A 21,867-nucleotide genomic window follows, 5' to 3' on the forward strand; every position below is an offset into this window, starting at 1 on the left:
CTGCGCAGCAGTTCATCGGAGTAACGTCGAACATCTATCTGGCGGTCTCCATCAGCACGTACTGAAATGCCACGACGCCATGGGCCAGCGCTGCAGCCCCTAGACCGAGCCATAGGCATCGCCTCGGCCCACGCGTGACGCCGACGGCAAACAGGCACAGCGACAAGGCGAGCATCGCCGCGAGCTTCAGAACGTACGCCGAGGATGGCAAGCACACTGCCAGCGGCAGTCCAACGGCCACACTCGCCATTGCGCACTGTTTGACGATCATCGATGCCCACCCCGAGGCATGACGAACCAGCGTCAATGCCGCCAGGGCAAACGCGACAAACCAGAAAGCGATTGCAGCTTGACCCGCTATTGCATCCGATAAAGATGCCAACATGCCCCGATGTCTCGCTGCGATCAGAATTGAGCAACGTTAGCCCATAGCGCGAGCCAGCACCTGCCAGTGCCGCGAAAACGATCAGGCTGGCGGAGACAGGATGGTGACGCGGCAGAACGGCCTGACCGTCTCAACGCGCCCAAGCCGTGGGCATTGGAGCGGGCGATGGGAACAGAATCCTCCCACGCCAACCAATTGATTTTCCTAGCTTATCCCGGAGTGGGGTGATCCAAAAATGATACCTTTTGTGATACCCCGCGTGATACCCGATCATAGCCAAGCGAGCGGCAGCGCTTCAAGTCTCTGAGCCTGCGAGCCCTGGACTTCTTGGGGACCGGATAGGCCCCGGAGGGAGGGTAGCCGTCCGGTCTCCTAAGCTTGGTAGGCGCATCTCCTCCAGCAACGCAAAGCCCGCTATTTCCCGGCTGACCAGGAGAGCGATGGGACCCCACCTATCAACATTGGGCATACCAAAACTGAAATTTTGCCTCGTATTCAAATTTGTGAAGTGGGGCCCGAAGCGAGCTCTTGCTTAGCTGAGAATTGTTGGTTGGATGAGGACTTCCCCACACGCAGGAGTTTTCATGACCACCAACCCCCAACAACTCGAAATCGCTGGCCAGCTGCTCGCTGGATTGATGAGCCAGACCCTTTCGGACGAGCCTCTGGTGCGCCAACGCAATGTTTGCAATGCCTGGGCGTCCGCTGGCGAACTGATCGTCTACAGCCAGAAAAAGCCGCAAGGCGGAGGCACTGCCGCCCAATCCTTGGAGCATGCTCCTCCCGGTCCCTCCCAACCGGTGCGCACCCGGGAGGCCGTCATCGTTCGGGAGCTCCCATCGATAGACGAATGGCGCGCAGGCCGGACGCCCAAAGACTCCCAGCTGGATCCCGTGCGCAGCAAGAAGCGCCCAACGCTTCACTGAACCCTACACGGGGCGTAGGTGATGTAATCTTGACAACACCATTGATTGTTGTCAGGATTACAACATGAGCAGCAAGAGTCAGGTGCTGACAGATCGCCGCGTCAAGTGGGGTGAAGATGCTTTTGCTGAAATACGTATTGTGCTTGTGCCCAAGCCCGTGCGCGGTAGTGCCCACAACTACAAATACGGTTTAGCTTACGTGGTCGCTGGGACATGTGTATTGCGTTACGACAATGAAGCGGGCAAAGGCGACCACAAGCACATAGGTGCGGTGGAAATGCCTTACAACTTCACCACCCTCGATCAATTGACAGATGATTTTTGGGCCGATGTGGCCCTACTGTGAGGACAACATGGAAAAGAACATTCTGACCATTGGAGTCGCCACCATAGAGGAAGTGAAAGCGCAGATGAAAGCTGCAGCGCGCGGAAAAGGCGACGCCGTGCCGCGCTTCACCTTCACGAGCGGCGAAGATCTTCTGAGAACACTGAATGCCAACCGTTGGAGTCTGCTGGAGGCTCTTGCTGGCACCGGCCCGCTTGGCGTGAGAGAGCTGGCTCGACGGGTAGACCGTGACGTGAAAGGCGTCCACACTGACGCGACTGCGTTGGTGAACTGCGGCCTGATCAATAAAACCGAGGCCGGCGCCCTTCACTTACCCTATGACGGCGTGCACGTTGAGTTCGAAATGCGCACGGAAGCTGAAGCTGAGGCAGCCTAGTTAGGCGGTGCCATCGTCTGACCATTCAGCGCCATCTCAAAAAGAGCCCCGCATTGCGGGGCTTTTTGGCTTCAGTGGAAGCGCGGCGGTTTGGGAACGTAGTCAGGCGCAGGAGGGACGGAGATGAGAGGGCTTGGACGGGGCTGATCGGGTTCAATCGCCATGTCGAGTTCCACGGGATAGCGCTGGAGCATGTCTCGGCTCCACACCTCCAGGTGCGCCGCGCTGGCCGACGCCTCTTTCTCGCAGAGGGCTTGTTCCTCCGGGGTCACCCGGGCCCTTGCATCGGCCAGCTCTGCGGCTCGGGCTTCGAGGGTGCTCAACCGACGCCCGCGCCGCTGCTTCCAGTCCCCCTGCGTCCATGAGGTCCCCGGCTCGGGATTGTTCGCCAGGAAGTCGTGCCACGCGTTCTCGGCCATGTGGTGCAGCTTCTCCGCTCGACGCACCGCCAATAGCCGCCGGGCAAACTTCATGGCCGCTGCCTTGAAGCGCCGCAGTCGACGGAGCAACTCGTTGAGGTCCGGGCGTAGCCGGGCCTCTTCGGCGAAGGCAGCCACGTGTTCCCTAATCCACTGCAACAGGCGCTGGGTTGCTTGGAGCGTCTGAGCCAAGCGGGGATCCGCTTGAACAGCCACTCCCCATTTGTCGCTAGCCTCCTCCGCGAGCTCGGAGACCGAACGTGGCTGGCGCGACGGCTTGGCTTCCTCAGCCTCCATCAGTCCCAACCCACGTGCAATGGTCGCCATGCTGCGGGACACCTCGATGTGCCCTGCCCCGCGCCCGAGCGACAAGGACAGCCCATCAGAAGGTCGGCGAGCTTCGCGCTCGGCCTGGGCCTGGCTGTGACCGTCGGGCACCGGCATGGCCCGCCCCTCCTGCTCGAACACGGCGATGAGCTTTTGGAAGGTCTCCTCGTTGGCCTCTTCGATCCGACGGTTCTCGTCCGAACGCTCCGACGGCTGGCCCCGCCGGGCCAGGGCGGTGCCGTTCTTGCCGACGTGCTTGGTGGGCTCGCGGGACAGGATGGCAGCCGCGGCCAGGTCGCCACGCGCCAAGGCGTCACTTGCCTGTGCTTCCAAACTGCGGTGGTCCACCCGAATCTCAAGCGCTGCCTTTTCGAGATGGGCATTGATGGTGGAGGCGATGAGTTCGCGCACCCATTGCACCTCGACACGTGCCGACGGCCGGCCGTCCAGTTCCTTGGTTTTGTCCGTAAGACCGTCCGGGCCCCATGCGCCGCGTCGTTGCCAGGACGTGGACGTGCCAGTTCAGGCCGTCCTTGCTGCCTGGGCTGTGGATGCTGGCCTGGGCCGCGAACCCGTAGCGCCCGACCAATGCGCGGGTGACTTCCACGGCCAGCTCGGACCGCTGGAGGTCATCGAGTTCGTGCGGCAACGCGAACTCGAACTCCCGGGCAACCGTCGAATCTTTGCGACGCTCGGCCGCCTCAGCCGCCGGCCAGAGCTCAGCGGGGACCAGGGCCCAATCGGGCGCGTCCTCGGGGGCGATGCAGCGCGTTTCGACGACGCCGTCCCGGCGGCGGTAGTCGTGGCGCAGGCCGGTGAGCGCGTCCTCCAACAGCAGACCGGCGCGGTAGGCGGCTGCTGCGATGGACGAATGTCCTTTGGCACGGCTGAAGGTTTTGACGTTGGCGTGGTAGATGGCCATGAGGCGGCGACTCCGAAGCAGTGGGATTGCTTGGTTTATGCCTTGGCTTTGGATTTTCGCAAGCGCCCTTGGCGCTTGGGGTTCAAGGGGCATCGTCCCTTGCGCACGTGTCACGCAGTGACACCTAGGTGCGCTCTTGCTTCTTTCTTCTAAGCCTTGTTTTTCAGCCTTTTCGATTCTCGGGGCGGACGAAATTCGAGACTAGCCCAACGCTTGACGCAAGCCGTTTTCCTGGTTGACTCATTTCCACAAGGCAGGAGAAACGCATGACCGCAACGAATCACTACCGGGACCAAATCCAACGCGCCACGGAACGCTTAGCTCAGCATCAAGCGCGCGAGCTTTTAGCGCAACAGCGCCAAGCGGTGAAGGCCAAGGAGATGCAACGCCGCGAAGAAGCCAAGCGACGCACACGGGTAGCAGAGCTCGTGTTCCTTGCAGGAGCAGAATCGCTGGAGGATGCCGAGTTGGTGGGTGCGCTTTTGGCTCACGTAGGAAATCGGAGCGACGCGGCAATCCGTAACCAAGCGCGCTCCCTCGGCGCGTTGCGAATGGAAATCTCGAACGCTGAAGAAAGTCACACCACGCGTTGAGCCTGCTCGCCCGCCCTGCCATCGCGCGCCGAACAGTTGCAGCCGCACCGATGGTCGGTTACAACGTGTCTGCCAGTGGGGGCATCCCCCCGGTGTTGTGCCCGCATAGCCGCTAGGCTCCGGGTGCCCGAGGTTCTCCACTAGGAGGCACGGGAATCTTCTTTTGATTCCGGAGCCTACTATGAGCAACAAGCGCCTCAAATCTCTTCGCATCCGTGCCTTTCACGCCCAGTCGGGTTGCTGTTTCTACTGCGGCCTCCCGATGTGGCTCGCCTTGCCTAACGAACTGGGCTTAAGCCCCCGCTCGGCCCGTCCTTACCAATGCACGGCCGAACACCTGATTGCTCAACAAGACGGCGGCTTGGATATGCCCGAGAACGTGGTGGCCGCGCACGCCCGCTGCAACCAAGGACGCCACAAGCGGCAAGGGCCTGCTCCATCTCCTGACGTGTTCAAGCAGCTGGTTCGAAAGAGACTTGCAATGGGAAGATGGTGGCCCACGCCTCCAACTGGAACTCACATCGGATGTTGATCCGTCGCCTACTCCCCAGTGCCGTATTCCTGCTGACTGCCTGCTCCCAATCCTCTCCGCCGCCGGCCGAGCCATCGCCGCCCCCGGAAAGCCCAACGCAGCAGCCGGCCGATCGTGCAGTGGTCACGCCCTTCCAGAAAGAGGTCGAGCGCAGCAAGGCAGTGCTTTCATGCAAGTCAACCAAGATCACGCCAGGGAGCTCAGGCTGGGGGGCCCTGTTTGGCTGTATCGGCGGCGAGGCCGAGACAGTCAAGTTCTTTATCAACGAAGAGCCGGAAACCGGCAGGGTGTCCACCACGAAATTCCTATGGAACGATTGGTTCAAGGATCGCGGCTATGGGCTCCACGCAGACGCCAAAGACGCAGACAAGATGATCCACGACCTCGTCAAGCTGTATCCAAGCGACCACGATAAAGCCTTGCTTAAAGCGTTCAAGGGCAAGAAGAACTTTACCGTGGAGGGCAACGGCTACCGCTTCGAATACACGTTCGACCGAGGGCCAGCCATTGACGAACGCATGATTGTAGTCACCCCGCTTGGCTCGACCCCATAACGCCACGCCTGAGCACCCATTGCCGAGGACACTGACACCCTATGCGAATGAGCGATGCCTTTCGCCGATATGGCGTTGAGATCAAGGACCCGCAGTTCAACTCGTCCGCCATGTCTGAGAATCCGCGCCAAGTCATTTTGAGCCTGTGGTCGCACAACTTTTCTCCCGACATGTCCCGCTATGCGATGGAGACCGCTCATTGGCAGGGCAGTGGCAAGCACACTTTCCGTGCTCATCTCGAGCAGGCCCTCGCGGAACGCTTGCCAATCCGAGTCGTGGTGGCTACCTCTGACAATCCGACGGAAGTCATGGCCGGCAATGCCGCCCGCGCCTCCAAGGACTTCGAGCCGGACTTCAGCCTGGTCGGCCATGTGGTATCGCTTGAGGCCAATTCTTTTGAACTTGCGTTTGAGCGCGATGGCGAGCTCCCTGAAACAGAGGTGATCCTGCGCGACCGAGCTACCGTGAAATACTGGCACGTGGCTGAGGCCGTGGGAGCGCTGGCCAAGCCTTCCTCCACCTCAGAAATTCGGGAGTGGCTTGGTGCGCACTATCCAGGCGAGGATCACTCCGACCTGGGAGCGAACTTGTCTTTCCTGACCGTCAACGACACGAATCGTCGGCATTACGACAAGACGCGGAAGGATTGGCGCTCGAACTTCAATCATCCTCGTGATCTCCTTTTCAGACGAGGCAAATCCCGAGGCGTGACGTATGAGCCCTTTCGAGCAAGCATCCATGGCCACTGGACTTTGCAGCCGAACGACGGCGGCGTTTGGGAGGCTGTGCAGTTGGCCGCCACCGCACAATCGACAGCCGAGGCAGAAGGGCAAGACGCGGCATTTTCGCATCTGCCTCCATTGGATTCAGACCATGACGCACGTGTCTGGGCCATGCGTGCAGTAGCCCAGCGCCGTGGTCAATCTTTTTTCCGGAACCAGTTGCTGGACGCGTATGGCGGCCGTTGTGCCATCACTGGCTGTTCGGCGAAGGAGGTCTTGGAGGCGGCGCATATATTGCCTTACCGAGGAGACCACACCGACCGGGTGGACAACGGCTTGTTGCTCCGCGCCGACCTCCACACCCTTTTCGACTGCCTGCTGCTCTGGGTCACCCCAGAGAACAAGGTCGCGTTGGCTCCATCGTTGCTTACCACTGACTACCTTGCTCTCAGAGGCCAGACTGTGCGTCAGCCGGAGTCAAAGACGAACCGCCCCAATCCCGACCATCTGAGCGAACACGCCCGGCGTTGTCAGGAGCTCGACGGCGCATCAGGCCCATAGTCGACGAGCATCAGCGCGCGTCTGAGGCGCTGCGCAGGCTAACGGCACGGTATTGCTTCTGACTGCCGAAACGTGGGCCGTTCTTTTCGAGCGTGGCGCAGATCCTCCCCTCGCCACAAGGTGCTAGGTCAGCGCGCGCCACCCGCTCCCAATAGTCGATTGAGGTGCGGAGCTGCACCAGCTCGCTGCGCTTCTCGTTGATGATGCCCACCGAGTAAGCCACTGCACCCAGCCCCAGCACGCCCGCCACGAGCATCGTGGCGGATGCAATGCCCATGCGTCGAGTAATCTTTGTTTCCAACGACTGCTGGGCCTGCGCGTAACGCCGAGTGGCTTGCTGCAGTGTCTCATCCGCAGTGGCCATTTCTTTGTTGAATCGCTTGGCGGCCGGTTCCAGCGTCTGCGTCAACGCCTGATTGGTCAGCTGCGTCAGCCTCGGCAGTGCGTTGTCCAATACCCGAGTGACCTTGGCATCGGCGCTGCTGGCCGTGTGCTGGAGCACCTGGAGTTGTTCGGCGATCACCTCGCGCAACCGTTGTTCGCGCTGCTGCATGGATGCCACCAACGTCGTCAGCACTTTGACCGTCTCTTGCAACGAGGTGTTCGATGCATTCAGCGTGGCCATCATTTCCGCCATTGCGGCGGCGTCTTGCCTGTCCATGAGGTTTCCTGAGCTCGGCTGGTCACGGAAGCGATTTTGACTAACCGCCGCCCCCTCCACCACCACCACCGCCTCCTCCCCCGCCGCCACCGCCGTCTCCACCCCCGCCGCCGTCCCCTTGGGGACCGCTCTGCATCGGTCCCTTGGCAAACTCCGGCAGCGTCATCACCATGACCGGCCCGCGGCTGGTGTTGATTTCCGCTGAGACATCCATCCCCAGCGCTTGGCGTGTGGCGGCGAGCTCCTGGGCCTCCTGCTGGGCCTGCGCCTCCAGGAACTCGTTGCCCTTCTTCAACAAAGCCTGCGTCGCGGCACTATTGGCCACCCGATCTAGCGCTTGCTCGATCGCCAGCTCATTTTTGCTGTCAAGCGCGTAGAGCACCTCGTCCACGTCCGGGTCGCCGGTGATGGATTTTCGCTGAGTCTGCGACGAATCGTTTGGCGCATCCCCTGCCCCTGGACCGGCGAAGCGCTGAGCTAGGGGTGGAAAGGCATCGGTTTGCTCAGCGGCTTCACTGGGCGAGCGGCCATTTGGTTGGTGCGCGCTGAATGCATCGATGCTGCCACCCTCCTGGTCTAGCGCCCTCTTTTGAGCGAAGGGATAAGGTTCTCCACGATCGCGATACGCCTTCCATTCCTGGTGGAAGCGTTCGTCTTCCCGATCAGCCTGCTCAATCTCCTGTTGCAGCTGGCGCAGCGAGCGCATGGTCTCTTCCAGGAATAGAGCACCGCCCGGGTCCGCGGCGCTGCGGTCCTGCGCTGGGGTCGATTGAGTGCGTTGGTTTTCTGCGTCTGCTGCCCCGACGGAGGAGCGACTCACGGCACTGGCTTCTGGGGACTGCTCGTGTGCTTGCGCGAGGTGTTGAGGTGGCAGCAACGGCGCACCATGAGCAGCGATCAAGGTGTCTGAAGGACGGGGCTGCTCTGCCTTGGTCTCTTGCTCAGGAGTTGAAAGCGCCCTGGCCTGTGGTGCCATCCATGGGTCTGCTGTCGCAGGCGTTGTTGGGGCCATGACGCGAACCGGCTCTGTCTCTTGCTCACGTGCCGCGTCTTGCTGGCGGATCGGCGCTTGCTCCATCTCCGCCTGCTGCGTTTGCACCTGGTGATACAGCGCCGGGGTCACCGCATCGGCCTGCGCGCTTTGCAAAGGTGCGTTGCCCGATTCCCGGTCCTCGGAGGGAGGCACCTGAATGCGCGCGGTGTCGCGGCTTTGCAACGATTGCGGTTCGAACGCGCGCTCCGCTTCTTGTGCTTGACGCAGCTGCGCATCACCTAGACCAGGGGTTTGCTTCAGTGGGCCAGGTGGGTTGTGAGCCAGCTGTTCGCCTGTCTGTTGGTTCTGGACTTCAAACTGCTGACGCGCGTCTTCCTGCGGCAACTCGGGCAGTGGCGTTTGTTGAGCCAGCGCCGCATTCGGAGCGTGCGGCTGAGGGTCGGCTTGCTGTGAGGCGTGCTGGCTGGGGGCTTGCTGCTGTGCTTGCTGAGCCTGGCGTTCCTGGACCTCAGTTCGCGTTGCTTCTTGAGCCTGGCGGTCTTGTTGCTCCCGCTGTTGGTTGTCGGCCTGGCGCTCTTGCGCCTGACGTTGCTCGACATCCCTCTCCTCACGCTCCTGCAGTTCGCGCTGCTGGCTGGCCTGTGATTGCCGCTCCTGTTGCTCGCGTTCTTTCTGTTCGCGTTGCTGCGCTGCTTGGCGTTGCCCTTCCAACACCGCCTGCGCCTGGACTGCTTGTTCGCTTTGTGACCTGTCTTCGTGCTCAGGCTGTGCCTGCTGGAGGTGCTCGCGCACTTGCGCGACGTGCTGCTCGTGCGCAACACGATCTTGCTGTTCGCGTTCTTGTCGCGCCTGCGCCGCCACAGAGGCTTGCATGCGCGCCTGGATATCCAGCACTTGCTGCGGATTGGACGACTCAGAGGTCGAGGTGTCGCCATCTCCCGTCGCTTCGGACACCCGAGCAACGGTTGCCGATTCCTGTCGGTGGTCCCGCTCCTCACTCAACGCCTGCCAGATGTCTTCGCTGCTAGTGACGGCTACCACGCGAGTGATCCCATCGCTGCCGCGCTGGAGGTGCGCGATGGGGCTGTCATACCCATATTGCCCCGACTCATTGCGCTGCAACTGCTGCATGGTCGGCCCGGTGATGCCGTTGGCGTCTATGGTCCGCTGCGAGGCCAGCTCCACGGCCTGCTGGGTCTGCGGGTTGACGTTCAAATCAACGCCTGCCGCCCGGTAACGATGCAGCAGTTCGTTGTGCTCCATCTGCGCAGCGGTCGGCGCGGGAAGTGCCTGGATCGCCGCCAAGGTTTCCTGGGAGCGCTCGATTGAGGGCTGCCGCAGTCGGTCGGTCAGTTCCAGCTCCATTGCCAGGTTGCCACTGGCGACGCCATCCTTGCCGGCCCACTGCCCAGACTCGTTCCGCTGGTAGACCTGGCCGTCGTGTCCCTGCACGTGACCTTGCTTGGCGAGGACGCTTTCCACTGCCGCAGGCACTTCGACACCGTAAGCCTGGGCTCGCTGCGCGGCATGGTTTTCCAAATAGGCGGCGGCGATGGCTTCGCGCCCAGTGGCGATGTTGCTTTCGATGCGGCCCAGGGCTTCTTGGTTGAGCTGTCGCGCGCGTTCAGGGGAAGCGGTTTGGTGTTCGTAGCTGCCCCGGTCGTTGGCACCGAACACGGCGGTTTTGACCTGGCGCTCCCATGCCTGGCTCTCGGGATTGCGATGCCAGTTCTGGTTGTCCAGTCCCACTTGGTCGCTGGCTCTTGCAGGGAGGTTGAAAGGGTCCTGTGGTGGTGGAGCCTTGCACAACGCCAACTCCACGGCCTTGGCGTTGGCCAGCGCACCCAGCTCCTGGGATTTTTCGTAGCTGGCGACCACGGGTTGCTCACCGCTCGTGCGCCGGCCATCCTGGACGAGGTCGATGGCCGCGTCGCGCTGCCAGTTGCGACCATTGAACTGCCACTCCACGCCAGCCTTGTCCGTTTGGTGGTAGATGGCGCGGTTGTCCAGCAAATCGGCGCCTTTGTCGAAGGCCTTGCTCATCAACAGCGCATCGCCCACCACTAGGGCAGCAGGCACGAAGCCGCTGCCACCAATCGCGGCTGCGGTGGACGCGCCACCGGCCCAGCCGCCGACATTGCGCGCCAAAGCATGGGTGACCTCGGACTGCGCGGCGGTGGCATTGCCTTGTTCCAGCAATTCGGCCGAGCGGCGGGCGGTCAGCACTGCGTCTGCGCCGGTCGCCAACAAGCCGCCCGATCGCACCAACGTGCGGGCCGATGCTTCGCCCAACAGTAGCTCCATGGATACGCCACCGAGCTGGCCTCGGGGGACGCGTAGGTTCTGTGCGGCCTCCTCGCCCAGGGTCTGCTCGACCAAGGTCACGCCACTGGGTGACATGGTGAGTCGGCCGCCGTGGTAGGCATTTGAAATGGCCTGGGACAGGCCATGCCGCTGAAGTTCAACCGCACCACCACGGGTCAAAGGGTTGGGGACGCTCTGGATATGCTGGAGCGTGCTCGCCACACGGGCTTCTGTATGCGTCACCGCCGCCCAGCCGTTATCCACCGCCGCATAGCCCTTCAGACTATGAAGTTGCACGGCGTGGGCTTTCCCATAAGCGACTTCGTTGCGAAAGAAGTTCTGGACGCCTGGACGGATGTCGTCAGGCTTCAACCCCAATGGAGCGTTGGTGTGCAGGTCGCCTCGAATGAGGCCCACACGGACGGTATCGCGCAGCGTTTCTACACGCCCGGCGATGCGCTCCAGGGCATCCGCATCGCCCGCTAGCGCTCCCACTCCGTCTGGGGTCTGCTCCAAGCGCCATAACCTCTGCCGTAGCCCGACTTGGTAGTCAGCGATAGGCCCCCCGCTATGCGGGGTGATGCCCAGGGTCTGCGCAAACGCGGGGTTCGATGGCAGGAACAGTCGGTTCTCCGGCGCGTGAATATCGAAATGCCCCGCGTTCGACAACGCTTTGAGCAAGGGGCTTCGATCCAGCGTCTGTTGCTCGATGGCGTGGTGGTCTTGGAAAACAGGCCTGCTGCGAGGCATGGGTCGGGTTCCTTCCTAAACCGTCGGGCTTGCGCGACTAGATATCCGAAGCGTCGATCAGCCAAAGGCCGTCGGCGTCAGTATCGGTCGCCATTCCGGCCGCCGTCACGGCGTCCTTGAACACCCGATCGCAAAAGACTGCACCGGTGTAAGGGGTCTTGAACACGTGAGCGTCGCCCAAACGCTGGCGGTCAAAGGTAACGCTGGCCCCGCCCGTCAGATCGTAGAACTTGCCGTTAACGAACGGCTCTGTGGTGTCAACAAAGAGTTGTGAGGCCACTTCATCCAACGCGTCGATTTGTTGGACCACGTCACAAAGGAAATGTCGCGGACCAGCACTACCGTCGGCAAGGCGGTAGTCCACTTCTGCGAACGCAAACGCGTGGGGATCGACCGTTGCCATGACTTGCTGGAGCCGCTCAGACACCAGCCAGTAGCCGCTGAACCCAGGTTCTAGGTCCAAAGGTGGCGGGCCTTTGCTGGGGTTGTAGACCAAGCGCGGGGTCTCGCGAAGTGGTGGGAAGCCGCCGCCTTCGGGGAGCAGAATCAACCGCGGTGGCGAAAGCAGCCGGTCTAAATTTTCGAAGACCACGCCGTTGGTCGGCCCGTTTATCTTGCCCGCCTCAAGGATGAAAAACTCGCCGGACTTTGGACGACCGGAGGTTGTCGATTCCATATGCAACATTCCACTACCTCTCAGCTGACCAAGAATCTTACCGCCACGTCTTCATTACGCCAATACGCCTGCTGAAAAGAGCACCTCGCTAGAGAAGCCACGTAGAATTTTTCTACCAACCATTAAACGCGATTATTTCAATCCAGCTCGAACCATCAGATCCAAAACCTTTCCTCCAGGGGATAGGCTAATCGAGGCGTGACGATGCGCTAGTGCAACGGGAACGATTGCACTTTCATACAAATCCATCTCGAAATGCCTAATGAGGTCACAGGCCTGCTGGATCAAGGTCCCATAACGAACCGCCTCGACTTTAGCCTTGGAAAACCCCGATCCGCCCTTGGCACAGGTCTTGTCTTGAAACGGATAAGGTATTGCAAAGTTGAAAATCCGCCCACTTTCAGTTCGAAATAGAAAGTCTTGACCGTAATAAGTCTCATTGCCGAAGTTATCAGACGGCGACTCAGCACCAGTGATGTATTGATTTCGATACTCATCGTCAACCACCCGCAACGATCCAGGTCTAATATGCGCTTCAATCAACTTTGCGTGATCCATCAAACCCCCAGTCTTCTGAAGACCCAAGACAAGCATGGGCCGAAGATTCCGACACGCAAGCTCTTCGTTGACTTGGTATATCAAACGTTGAAGGCGCTGGGAAAGTTTTGCGGGCTCACCGAATATTGCTAGAGGCCCATCCACCACAAAAGAAAGATCAGAAAGACGAGAAACGTCTTCTATCTGGACTTGCTTGACGAAAGAAGCAAGCATCAGATGCTCCACTGCATTCATCATGCGGGTCATCGCTGAACTATTGTCGCCAAAATCACTGATCCCTTCGTGTAGGCGGAGGGAATCACTAATATAGATCGGAGCCGCGCAGAGCGGACAGGCAAACTCGTTGGCAGCACCGTCAAACACTAAAGAAATTCCTTCCTGGCAACTTGGACACTTGGATAAAATAATGTGACCTACTTCTAGGTCACGCAAGGTTTTCAGCAGTGTCTGACCACGGTGACTTTCACTCCCCACTCTCTGCAGGTGATCGAAAAGTGCATGCCGGAAGCCGTCTTTAACACCCTTGCTTCCCTTATAACGAACATTGCTTCCTGGCATTGTAAAAGTAACTGGGTGCGCCTCCCTGTGGATCTCAGCAGCACGAAAAGGGTCAACGAAGCGGCCTCCGGCAGGGACCAGACCAGCATACTTCTCCATATTCACAAGAACGTGGCTAACCTTTAAAAATCCGATCTGCGTGCTGGGCAGCCGCTCACTTATCGGCGTGTCACTTTTACTGGCATCTGAGGCGATGACCATGCGTGGTAGCAACGGCTCCGGGCTACTGGGGGCCGTAGTAAATAAAGCCCCAATTTTTGCGGCTTCCTGTTCGGAAGGTTGTCGAAGGTAAGCACAGCTTTTCAAAAATGTGGTCACATCGGGGTTGCGAACAAAGTCCGCATGCCCGCCTTTACCTGCCGGTTCACCTGGGTAGGGCATCGTCAAACAACTCCAAGTCCAAGCTGACCAGCATCCACACCGAGCTGCTGCATTTCTTCGCGAACCTGCTCAGGCGTAAAGCGATTGATCTGCGTAGGAATCACAAAGGGCGCTGAGAGGGTTTTAATCCGGGCAAAGCCTACATCTTGAGCAGACTTCAACGACGGCAGAAAATCACCGAAGTCGTAAAATTTCCCGAGCGTCCGCAGCTCGTCATCGTTATTTAGGTGCGTAACGAACCAGTTCTCTGTATTTGCCAGAATGTTCGGATGGACAGAGGATGGTTCTTGAGTTGCATAGACAAATGCGATCTTTGCTTTCGCACCCTCCTTGGCAATGCGCGGCCAAGTGGCAGTGAGTTCGGATTTCTTGCCAATCAAGTTGTGAGCTTCTTCAACATAAAGCACAACATTTTGTGGAACTTTCCCTTGATTGAGTTCGCTCATCTGACGCTCGAAGAGCTGACGCGCAATGCGCTCAGACAAAACTTCGCGAATTTCAACCGGCCCGACGGACAAATCAAGTATAACAATCTTACCCTTTGATAGATGGGCAATGATTTCAACAGTTACATCGGCGCTACGGCGTTCAGAGTGGTATGGGGTATACGCTTGAACAGCCCTGTAGCCTCCGAATGGTTGGCCGCGCGTGTTCTCACGCGCAAGCATGTTTAAAAGAGCCTCAAGCGTGGGATCTACCCAAGACTTTCCTTTGGTCGAGGACTCCAAACCAATCGTGGGTTTACTTTCTTCCTTTTGCCGTTCTTTCAGGGTTCGATTAGCCAAACGTATGGCCTCAAACCAGACGCAAGCATCTTCAAGAGAAGATTTCTCGGAAGACGGGGCATGAACTCCATCGATTGTGTCAGTTACCTGCTTGACCAAGGCCTTGCTAAGCGGGACTTTGACGACGAAGTTTGATGGCGCGCGATAACCTGCCTTTGAGAGAATGCATTGAAAGACCGCGACGTGCCTCTCCCACCGCACGTGATCTCCTTTGTCCTGTGCGCTCGGCTCTTCCAAAGATGTGCCCATAAAGGCTTCCAGATCTTGGCCAGAGTAGGACGAGGGAGTCGCTCGAAAGAGCGATTGAATCAAACCAATTGCCTGCGCGGGCTCCTGATAGAAGTTGGTCCGGAGATCCTCGAAGCCCTGGGTGGTCATGGCTCGGTAACGCACCACGCGCTCCTGGCCAAAAACCGCTGCGATAGAGCTCCCATCGTCCTGATGATTAGCGTTTGCGTATTCACCATTGACATCGAAGATCAACTGTCCCACATGAATATTCGATTTTAAAGCGGCCAATGCGACGGCAGAAACACTCGTTTTTACCGTATTGGACTTACCGGTTCGGGTCATTCCCAATACTGCTGTTCGCCGCGCCAAGAAGTCTGCGGGCTGGATACGCACTGGGACACGCACCTCGTCTTTGCCTCTATGCAACCGATCGGTTGAGGTGTAACGAACTTGACCAATGTCAATCGGTCGGGGCGCTTCTTCAAATCCTGATTTCTTAGCCTCTTCTTGTGCCTTGGCTTTGACTTCCGGATTCATGTGATTGACGATCATCTCCAAGGCTTCGGCGCGCGGCTTGTAAGCGCGCATCCTTGACAAGCTCATGAAGTTTTCCAGATCACTCCCCAGCCGTAGTTGTCCGTCAGGACCGGTATAGAAGGTTCCGAGCACTCGACAGCGCATGCCACCCCATTGCAACTCGTTGGCTGTCATGGGGTCAAGACCATCATTTTTATCGCCAGGGTAACGCTCATTTTCCAAACGTCGCTGGTGATGCTCGATGCGTGTTCGAACCATATCTCCGTCCTGAGGTAACGGCGATGGGCCGAGCACACGCAACAACACCACCTCCCGGTCAACCTCAAAAGACTCGGAAAATTTTTCTGGGTCGAACCCAGCGGCAACAAGAAATGAATTGTGAGGCAAGCCGTTGACTTCATGCTTGAACTTGTCGTTTGTCTGAATCAAACACTCGTCGTAAGACATACGATAGACGTAGCCAACGAAAGATTGGCTAGGCTTTCCGATCAGCCGTGACAGCGGAGTATTCGACAAAACTTGAGTAAGAAGTCCGTTCATGCCTATTTCCTTCTTAAGCGCATTCACTCAGGGCCATGCGACGCGTAAGCGTAGGGGGCATTGGAAGAGTGAGATTGTTGTAGAAAAGCACCTCGCTCGCCAATGGGCGGGCCAGATGCGTTGAGTAGGTAAGCGAGAAAAGCGTCGACTTCATCCCCTTGTAAATCTTACGGATCTCAGAAGTGTCGTCGTAGGTGATCACAAGAGGCTGCTCCAGCCGCTTGGCTGCCTGGGCAACCAAAGCATGGTCATCATGCCCATAGCAATTTCGGTAAAGCTGAGACCCTTTAACGTAATAAGGTGGATCCATGTAAATCAGCGTTTTCTTGGGAAGCTTGCTTCTTATTTTTGAGAATAGCTTTAGCGCATCAAGGCCATGCACTTGGATGCGGTCCGAATAAGCCGCAACCGCTTCAATGCGCGCGACCAATCTCTGACGGTTATAGCGCGCGTCCAACTTGTAAGGGCCGGCTTGCTCTTTCCCCCCAATAACGCCCCCATTTAGAATTCCCGACCGACTGGTTCGATTCAAGAAGAAAGCGGCGAAACCGACCTCAGCAGTTGTGTGGTTCGCTAAATCCCGCAGCACCTGCTGGGACCAGCGCCGGGTTTCCATCGTGGGAGCATGCGCCCAAATGAGGCGTATCAATTCGTCAGGGCGATCAACTAAAGTCTCCCAGAAAGCGTGAATAGCTGGGTCTGCGTCATTGATCACAATTCGCTTAGCATGCCCTCGCAGAAGCAAATAAAGTGCAGCCCCAGCCCCACCCGCGTAAGGCTCGACATAGCATCCTCCTTCCAAGCCATTTTCACGCATCAGCCTTGCGAGCCAAGGCCCCATTCTGCCTTTGCCACCTGGGTAACGCAGAGGGCTATAAAAGTTTCCGTCCTTACCCTCGCTCATGTCACAATTTCGCTCTTTTCCAGTAAGGCAATCCTAAAGACGGGTGCTGATTTGTCAATCGTGGAGGCCTTTTTGCAAACCAGATTTGGAGCAGGAGATCAAAGTTCCGCAGCTCCACCCGAGCCTCGCAGGCGAAGAGAAGCAGCTTGTATGGTCCTCGGGTCCAAGTAGTTCCATTAGCCTAACAAGCAGGATGGCTCGCATCTCTAGATCCGAATTAAGCGCTTGGCCCGCGACCGCTACTGGATCTGCCCACGACAGTAAAGTCACTCACCAACCATCCGTAAGCATCGCTAAGCGCATCGGCGATTTCTTCTTCGCTCGCGCATTCGACCGTGGCTTCAGCGGGCAATACAGGATGCTTGCCATCGGTCTCCCACACGATCCCGCGCACGTGAAACGCCTTCATTCCTGCTCCATGGATGTGGATCTGCCTTCGCAGTCTAGCGTTGGCTGACTGCATAGGTGAAGGGGCGGGCTATGCCCCCCCCTGGCTGCCAAGCTGGTGTGCTGCCGGCCACCGATGATCAGGTGGTCAATGATCCGAATGTCCAGGAGGCCCAGCGCTTGCTGCAGGCGTTCGGTGACCTTGCGGTCCGCTTCGCTCGGCTCCGGATTGCCACTCGGGTGGTTGTGGAAGAGGATGACAGCGACCGCGTTGAGCTCCAGGGCACGCTTGGCGACGACCCGGCTATGGACTTAGCAGCCGTCGACAGTGCCGGTGAACAAGTGCTCGGTAGAAATGATGTGGTGCTGGTTGTCCAGGAAGACGACCCCGAAGACTTCGTGCGGCAGGTGAGCACAGCGGGCAACCAGGTAGCTGCCGGCTTGGTCGGGGCTATGGATCCGGCCTTGGCGTTGAAGGCGCTGTTCCAAGATGGTCGCGGCGGCGAGCAGGATGCCCTCCTCGTCTAGCTTGGTTTGGTATTGGACCACTCGGTCTTGGGTGCGCTTCATCGGTTCTTCTCCACCAGCGCGTTGTGCGCCTCGTGGGAACCGACAGGCGAAGCGTCCGGCCCGACCGCACCCGGGAGTGAGCAGCCTTAGGCGCGCAGCGGAGGGCCGCAACAGAGCGTCAGCGTCGAGAAGGAGGCTCGCCCTTGCGGTCGGGACAGCGAAGCTAAGGTCCCTTTCAGAGGCCCAGCGCTGGTGGAGATAGCACCATGCATGCCCTACAAGACCTGCGGGCTAAACGGTATTCGGATGGACGGGGTCGATTGATGTCAGCAGGCAATGGCTGGGCTTTGCAGCCAGTGATCGAACTACTGCTAACCTGTGCATGCTTGTCCCACGCAGCATCGCTGCGCAGGAGAAGCACGCAGGCATCGGGATGGGCTGGTCGGCACCAATGGACTCAGACGTGATCGTCCATGTTTTCGAGCCCATGCCAGGACACGATTTCCTCGGCCCGACGGCCGACGAACTGCACGTCCTCGCTCGTCGCTGCCTTGCTCTTGATGGCGGCGGTCATGCTCGCAAAGGCTTGCCAGAAGTGGCGGCGATCAGGACTTGAGGCCCGCAGGGCGGGCACCGCAGTATCCAGACGCTCAAGGTGACGGCGAAGCTCAGCTCTGTTCATGGGCTTGAGTATCAGCGGTCTTGTCGCACTGCGTGAGACGCATCGCCGCCAATGCAGCGTGGAATCAATTTTCGGGTGCCACCGCGGCGCTGCTCAAGCATTCCATTGAGGAACTTCTCAAAGTCTGGTAACGCCCACAGAGCCCTAACGTGTAGGCCAACGAAACGCTTTCAGCCTCGCCAGCGCCACCTGGCTCCCCTCACCCTTTGAAGAACGAGAATCTCCTGGTGACAAAGAAAAACGCCCCAGCTTTGAACTGGGGCGTTCTTAGAAAAGCTCGACCTGATCTCAACTCGGCAGGGTTTCGATGGGACCCACGTCACCGGTCGGAATTCTGCCGCCGCAAGAGCCGTAGCAACCGCCGCCAATCAGCAGTCCACCACCACCACCACCACCGGTTCCAGCGGAGCCGCTGCCACCACCGCCGCCGCTCGAAGTCTGCTGAGCAATCTTCTCGGCCATTTCCTTTGCCTTCTTTCCGCAAGGCTTCTCAATGTAGACCATGCCACGGCCAGTATAGTTGAGAATCTTTACGGTGTAGGAAACATACCCCTTGTAGGAGTTTGTGACCCAATTTCCCTCACCCAGCAGCTTGGATGCTGCCGAATCAAGCCTATCCATAAAAAGGGCATTGGCAGGATTCTTGCTGTCGCTAAACTTCGGCAACTGCGTCAAGGGCACCTGAATTGGCACCAGTGGCGGCATCGGGAGTTCCGAGCACGCGAATGCAACACCAATAAGTCCCGTCAACGACATCGCTGTGATGCCGACCTTCTTCATAATCCCCATTTACGCCCCACTCCTTTTAAAAACAATTGACCAACAAAACTTACTGACCGATTGGACGTTTATCCACTACCGGTGCCCTGCCATACTTCGAAGTGTAGATCCGGTCTATTTCGGCGTTGAGTCGCAAGGCTTCAGATTCCCCGAGCATTCTTTGCGCTGTTGAAAGTGACTTAGACATCATCACTTCCCGAGTAACAGACGCACGGGTATCTCCACGCATTTCCGCCACACGCGACACGGCATACGCCGCAACAGGGTCCCCGCTTGCGCTGCCGCCTTGGAAGGACGCCAGCATGTTTAAAGCAAAGAGGTTTCCTTCCGCTCCGGCGTCTACCAGACGTTGTTGCGCCATAGGATCAGAAGCGAGTAATCGCGCGTCTAAGATCGTCTGTGCGACTTTATCCCCTGCCTCTGAGGCCTGCTTCAGCAGCGCCTCTGGCGCGCCCATGTAGGCGTCGAGCTGTTTTTCATTGGGAAAGCCATGACGATCTAGCCACTTCTGCTCGGCCTTGCTTTCGGCATAGCCCGGGTCGTTATCAAAGCTCATCCCATCTCGGGTTCGTGGAACCTCTGGAAACGGATGCCTGACACGAGAGCCCGTCGCCAGATGAGAGCCCCTGTCAACGGATTGGGACACGACCTGATCTTTGACTGATTCGTTTGACGCCTTGGGGGTCTCATGCTGAGAGATGCCCTGTGCTGGGACCTCGACCTTACGCGCCTCATGTGTCCAGACGATGCCAGCGACTACCACGGCCAGTGCTGCTGCACTTAGCGCTACTGCTTTGTTGCCCATCTCACCTTCTCGTAAATCCATTACAGCTGCTAATAAGCAGTCCTATGAAGCAAATTTTTGCAGATCAGCTCGCCTTCTGCAAGCTCGTTGTTGTGGCGGCACAGGGCTACTCACGGTGTCGAGGCATCGAAGACGAGGCGATCTCGCATCCAAGGCCTCAGTATAGGCGGTGCCGTCGCATAGACTGAGACAAACTGGCATGAGCAGCGGGGCGCATGCCGTTCAAGTGATTCGATCCGACGCCACTCAATCTTCTTGCGAGTTATGCACCTTCTCCCCGTCACGGGTAGCGATCGGAGACAGTAACCAGGACCGGTTTCTGATGACGTCTTCACGCAATGATGAGCCAGTAGCGTTTTAATTCGCTTTATATCCGCCCCAATATTCAAATAATACTAACAATAATAAGCTAACATTTAACTTAAATTCATTTTTAGAACCGACCATCAAAGCTCATTTAGTTAGCTTATTTACTGCAAACAGTACGCAATTGACTGCGATAAATCGACACAAATTCCCTTGGAATCCTTGGTTTACAAGGCTTCTCGCCGGATAACGAATTGGCGGACCCGGGAAGCACTCCATTGGGAATATCCCAACACCTAAGGACTGCGCCGCCGCCGCAAATTTTTGTATCGCCCCCGTTGACGAATATCGGTGGTGTCATATCCCTACTTCCATCTCCGATGGAAGTGACCCATGACCGCTCTACCCTCCGCAGCACTCAACGATTACATCGCTTCGCCCTTTGGCCTCCTGCATCTGGAAGGCATCCACATCGGACGGTTCCGCATCGACCGCGCCATCATCCGCGGCCGGGAAGCGGCCATCAATCTCCAAGAATGCATCCTCGCCGCGCTCGACGAAACCGGACGAAAGAGCGGCCTTAAGAGCAACACACGCTATCCCGCCCAGCTCCCTATGGGCACGCCGTCGCGTCCCTTGGCCAAGGAAATCGAGGACCACCTGGAAGACATGCGCCGCCGGCAGCTTGACCCGAAGACCGTCTTGGCCACCGAGCGCACCTTGAAGCTGCTCCTTTTGACCTGCGGCAACATCTCCGCGGCTCGAGTGGACTATCACCACATCCAAGCGCTCTGGACGCTGCTGCGTTGGGCTCCGAGGAACCTGGTGTCGGATCCGCTGCTCAAGGACCTCACCTTTGACGAAGCCATCGCCATGGGGAAAGCGCAGGACGTGCCACCGCTGGCGCCTGCCACTGAGGAGCGTCATCGCCGGTTCCTCGTCGCTTTCTTCAACCATCTGGTCAACGGACAGGCCATCGTGTCTTCGCCCATGAAAGCCTTCCGGAAGATCAAGAAGGACGACACCATTGATCCAGACAAGGCGATCCGCCTGTTCGAGGACGCAGACCTGCAAGCCATTTTTGACCCCGCGACATTCATTCCCTGGGCCAAAAAACCGCAGTATTGGTGGGCACCGATGATCGGCCTATACACCGGAGCCAGGGTCAACGAAGTCTGCCAACTGAAGTTGACTGACATCATCGAGGAACGTGGCATCTGGTGCATTGCCTTCCAGAAAACGGTGGACAAGGATCTGGATGCGGACCCGAAGAAAAGGCGCCGCAGCCGACAAAGCATGAAAGGCAGTGGGTGCATGCGCATCATACCCATCGCGAAGTCGCTGTTGGAGGCAGGATTTCTGGAGTTCGTGGAAGACATGAAAGCGATCGGCCACCCTCGCCTGTTCCCGCTGCTCTCTGCTGGGGTGAACCGCACCACCGGGGAAACAAACGCACGTTACAGCCAGCAGTTCGTCGTGGACTTCGGGCGCTACCTGAAGAGCCTGGGCTTTCCGAAGGGCATCGGGTTTCACGCCTTCCGCCATACGCTGGCAACCGAGCTCGACGTCAACGACGTGCCGGAGAAGGAGATTGCCCTGGTCACGGGCCACAGCACCGATCCCCGCGACCGGGTCCAGGTCTTGCGCCAGCACTACCTCCACAAGAAACCGCAGGTGACGCGAAGCAAGCAAATCAGCGCCTTGGAGCTCTATCAGCCCAACGTGGAACTGCCTCGCTATGAGCGGGGGCAGTTTGCCCAGTGCTTGGCTGATCCGAGCAGGTTCTATCCTTAGGGCCTCGGGCACATCCAGACTAGCTGAACCCGATCGTCTGACGGCGGTAGACCCCTTCAGA

General features: G+C 58.5%; 21 protein-coding genes and 1 pseudogene. 8 read left to right on the forward strand and 14 right to left on the reverse strand.

Features of this window, described 5'->3' with window-relative positions; genetic code table 11:
• Nucleotides 1-34 precede the first annotated feature (34 nt).
• Entirely contained in the window at nucleotides 35-385 is a 351-nt protein-coding gene (locus BJD12_RS07025; protein ID WP_005992807.1) for a hypothetical protein, read from the reverse strand.
• 584 nt (nucleotides 386-969) lie between these two features.
• On the opposite strand from BJD12_RS07025, the gene BJD12_RS07030 reads away from it, so the two are divergent.
• The 3 genes from BJD12_RS07030 (at nucleotide 970) to BJD12_RS07040 (ending at nucleotide 2,033) form a co-directional block, all read left to right on the forward strand.
• The gene (locus BJD12_RS07030; protein WP_058562598.1) at nucleotides 970-1,311 is read left to right on the forward strand and encodes a hypothetical protein; all 342 of its coding nucleotides are present in this window, start codon (nucleotides 970-972) and stop codon (nucleotides 1,309-1,311) included.
• 64 nt (nucleotides 1,312-1,375) lie between these two features.
• Nucleotides 1,376-1,657 carry a toxin-antitoxin system TumE family protein gene (locus tag BJD12_RS07035; RefSeq protein WP_005992221.1) on the forward strand — a complete coding sequence of 94 codons (282 nt, stop codon included), beginning with the start codon at nucleotides 1,376-1,378 and terminating at the stop codon, nucleotides 1,655-1,657.
• Nucleotides 1,658-1,664: 7 nt separating this feature from the next.
• The gene (locus BJD12_RS07040) at nucleotides 1,665-2,033 is read left to right on the forward strand and encodes an HVO_A0114 family putative DNA-binding protein (protein ID WP_042827975.1); all 369 of its coding nucleotides are present in this window, start codon (nucleotides 1,665-1,667) and stop codon (nucleotides 2,031-2,033) included.
• Nucleotides 2,034-2,104: 71 nt separating this feature from the next.
• Here the strand turns inward: BJD12_RS07040 and BJD12_RS24905 are convergent, their stop codons facing one another.
• Both BJD12_RS24905 and BJD12_RS24910 read right to left on the reverse strand, forming a co-directional pair.
• Nucleotides 2,105-2,920, reverse strand: coding sequence for a hypothetical protein (locus tag BJD12_RS24905; RefSeq protein ID WP_058564027.1), 816 nt, complete (start codon nucleotides 2,918-2,920; stop codon nucleotides 2,105-2,107).
• Nucleotides 2,921-3,134: 214 nt separating this feature from the next.
• Nucleotides 3,135-3,701: a MobA/MobL family protein gene (locus tag BJD12_RS24910; RefSeq protein ID WP_229003658.1), complete on the reverse strand. Its 567-nt coding sequence runs from the start codon at nucleotides 3,699-3,701 to the stop codon at nucleotides 3,135-3,137.
• 266 nt (nucleotides 3,702-3,967) lie between these two features.
• Here BJD12_RS24910 and BJD12_RS07050 point away from each other — a divergent pair, with 266 nt between their 5' ends.
• The 4 genes from BJD12_RS07050 (at nucleotide 3,968) to BJD12_RS24915 (ending at nucleotide 6,663) form a co-directional block, all read left to right on the forward strand.
• Nucleotides 3,968-4,294, forward strand: a complete 327-nt coding sequence (locus BJD12_RS07050) for a hypothetical protein (protein ID WP_005988751.1) — start codon at nucleotides 3,968-3,970, stop codon at nucleotides 4,292-4,294.
• 262 nt (nucleotides 4,295-4,556) lie between these two features.
• Nucleotides 4,557-4,826, forward strand: coding sequence for an HNH endonuclease (locus tag BJD12_RS07055; RefSeq protein WP_228860984.1), 270 nt, complete (start codon nucleotides 4,557-4,559; stop codon nucleotides 4,824-4,826).
• Complete coding sequence (locus BJD12_RS07060; RefSeq protein WP_042827633.1) at nucleotides 4,820-5,380, forward strand: hypothetical protein; 561 nt, start codon at nucleotides 4,820-4,822, stop codon at nucleotides 5,378-5,380. Before BJD12_RS07055 ends, BJD12_RS07060 begins: the two co-directional genes overlap by 7 nt.
• A gap of 47 nt (nucleotides 5,381-5,427) precedes the next feature.
• Entirely contained in the window at nucleotides 5,428-6,663 is a 1,236-nt protein-coding gene (locus BJD12_RS24915; RefSeq protein WP_005988754.1) for an HNH endonuclease, read from the forward strand.
• A 10-nt stretch (nucleotides 6,664-6,673) separates the two neighbouring features.
• Here the strand turns inward: BJD12_RS24915 and BJD12_RS07070 are convergent, their stop codons facing one another.
• From BJD12_RS07070 to BJD12_RS07120, 11 genes and pseudogenes are all read right to left on the reverse strand, one after another.
• Nucleotides 6,674-7,300 (reverse strand): hypothetical protein, encoded by a 627-nt coding sequence (locus tag BJD12_RS07070; protein ID WP_206501086.1) that lies wholly within the window; start codon nucleotides 7,298-7,300, stop codon nucleotides 6,674-6,676.
• 64 nt (nucleotides 7,301-7,364) lie between these two features.
• On the reverse strand, nucleotides 7,365-11,372 hold the full coding sequence (locus tag BJD12_RS24920; RefSeq protein WP_074059342.1) for a hypothetical protein: 4,008 nt from the start codon (nucleotides 11,370-11,372) through the stop codon (nucleotides 7,365-7,367).
• Nucleotides 11,373-11,409: 37 nt separating this feature from the next.
• Complete coding sequence (locus tag BJD12_RS07080; RefSeq protein ID WP_033837116.1) at nucleotides 11,410-12,048, reverse strand: DUF1629 domain-containing protein; 639 nt, start codon at nucleotides 12,046-12,048, stop codon at nucleotides 11,410-11,412.
• Nucleotides 12,049-12,180: 132 nt separating this feature from the next.
• Nucleotides 12,181-13,545, reverse strand: coding sequence for a hypothetical protein (locus tag BJD12_RS07085; RefSeq protein ID WP_005994109.1), 1,365 nt, complete (start codon nucleotides 13,543-13,545; stop codon nucleotides 12,181-12,183).
• 2 nt (nucleotides 13,546-13,547) lie between these two features.
• Complete coding sequence (locus BJD12_RS07090; protein ID WP_042828196.1) at nucleotides 13,548-15,638, reverse strand: ATP-binding protein; 2,091 nt, start codon at nucleotides 15,636-15,638, stop codon at nucleotides 13,548-13,550.
• Nucleotides 15,639-15,651: 13 nt separating this feature from the next.
• Entirely contained in the window at nucleotides 15,652-16,542 is an 891-nt protein-coding gene (locus tag BJD12_RS07095) for a DNA adenine methylase (protein WP_005994112.1), read from the reverse strand.
• Nucleotides 16,543-16,759: 217 nt separating this feature from the next.
• Nucleotides 16,760-16,951: a hypothetical protein gene (locus BJD12_RS07100; RefSeq protein ID WP_058563981.1), complete on the reverse strand. Its 192-nt coding sequence runs from the start codon at nucleotides 16,949-16,951 to the stop codon at nucleotides 16,760-16,762.
• 77 nt (nucleotides 16,952-17,028) lie between these two features.
• Nucleotides 17,029-17,499: pseudogene (locus BJD12_RS07105) on the reverse strand (JAB domain-containing protein); the annotation flags it as partial.
• A gap of 397 nt (nucleotides 17,500-17,896) precedes the next feature.
• Nucleotides 17,897-18,121, reverse strand: a complete 225-nt coding sequence (locus tag BJD12_RS07110; protein ID WP_042827860.1) for a hypothetical protein — start codon at nucleotides 18,119-18,121, stop codon at nucleotides 17,897-17,899.
• A 288-nt stretch (nucleotides 18,122-18,409) separates the two neighbouring features.
• A complete protein-coding gene (locus BJD12_RS24760) occupies nucleotides 18,410-18,910 on the reverse strand; it encodes a hypothetical protein (RefSeq protein WP_005991148.1) in 501 nt (166 codons plus the stop codon).
• Nucleotides 18,911-18,950: 40 nt separating this feature from the next.
• Nucleotides 18,951-19,457, reverse strand: coding sequence for a hypothetical protein (locus tag BJD12_RS07120; RefSeq protein ID WP_005991150.1), 507 nt, complete (start codon nucleotides 19,455-19,457; stop codon nucleotides 18,951-18,953).
• 948 nt (nucleotides 19,458-20,405) lie between these two features.
• On the opposite strand from BJD12_RS07120, the gene BJD12_RS07125 reads away from it, so the two are divergent.
• The gene (locus tag BJD12_RS07125; protein WP_058563500.1) at nucleotides 20,406-21,806 is read left to right on the forward strand and encodes a site-specific integrase; all 1,401 of its coding nucleotides are present in this window, start codon (nucleotides 20,406-20,408) and stop codon (nucleotides 21,804-21,806) included.
• The last annotated feature ends 61 nt before the right edge of the window (nucleotides 21,807-21,867 follow it).

Source organism: Xanthomonas vesicatoria ATCC 35937, from assembly GCF_001908725.1.
In the GTDB taxonomy this organism is placed as follows: Bacteria; Pseudomonadota; Gammaproteobacteria; order Xanthomonadales; family Xanthomonadaceae; genus Xanthomonas; species Xanthomonas vesicatoria.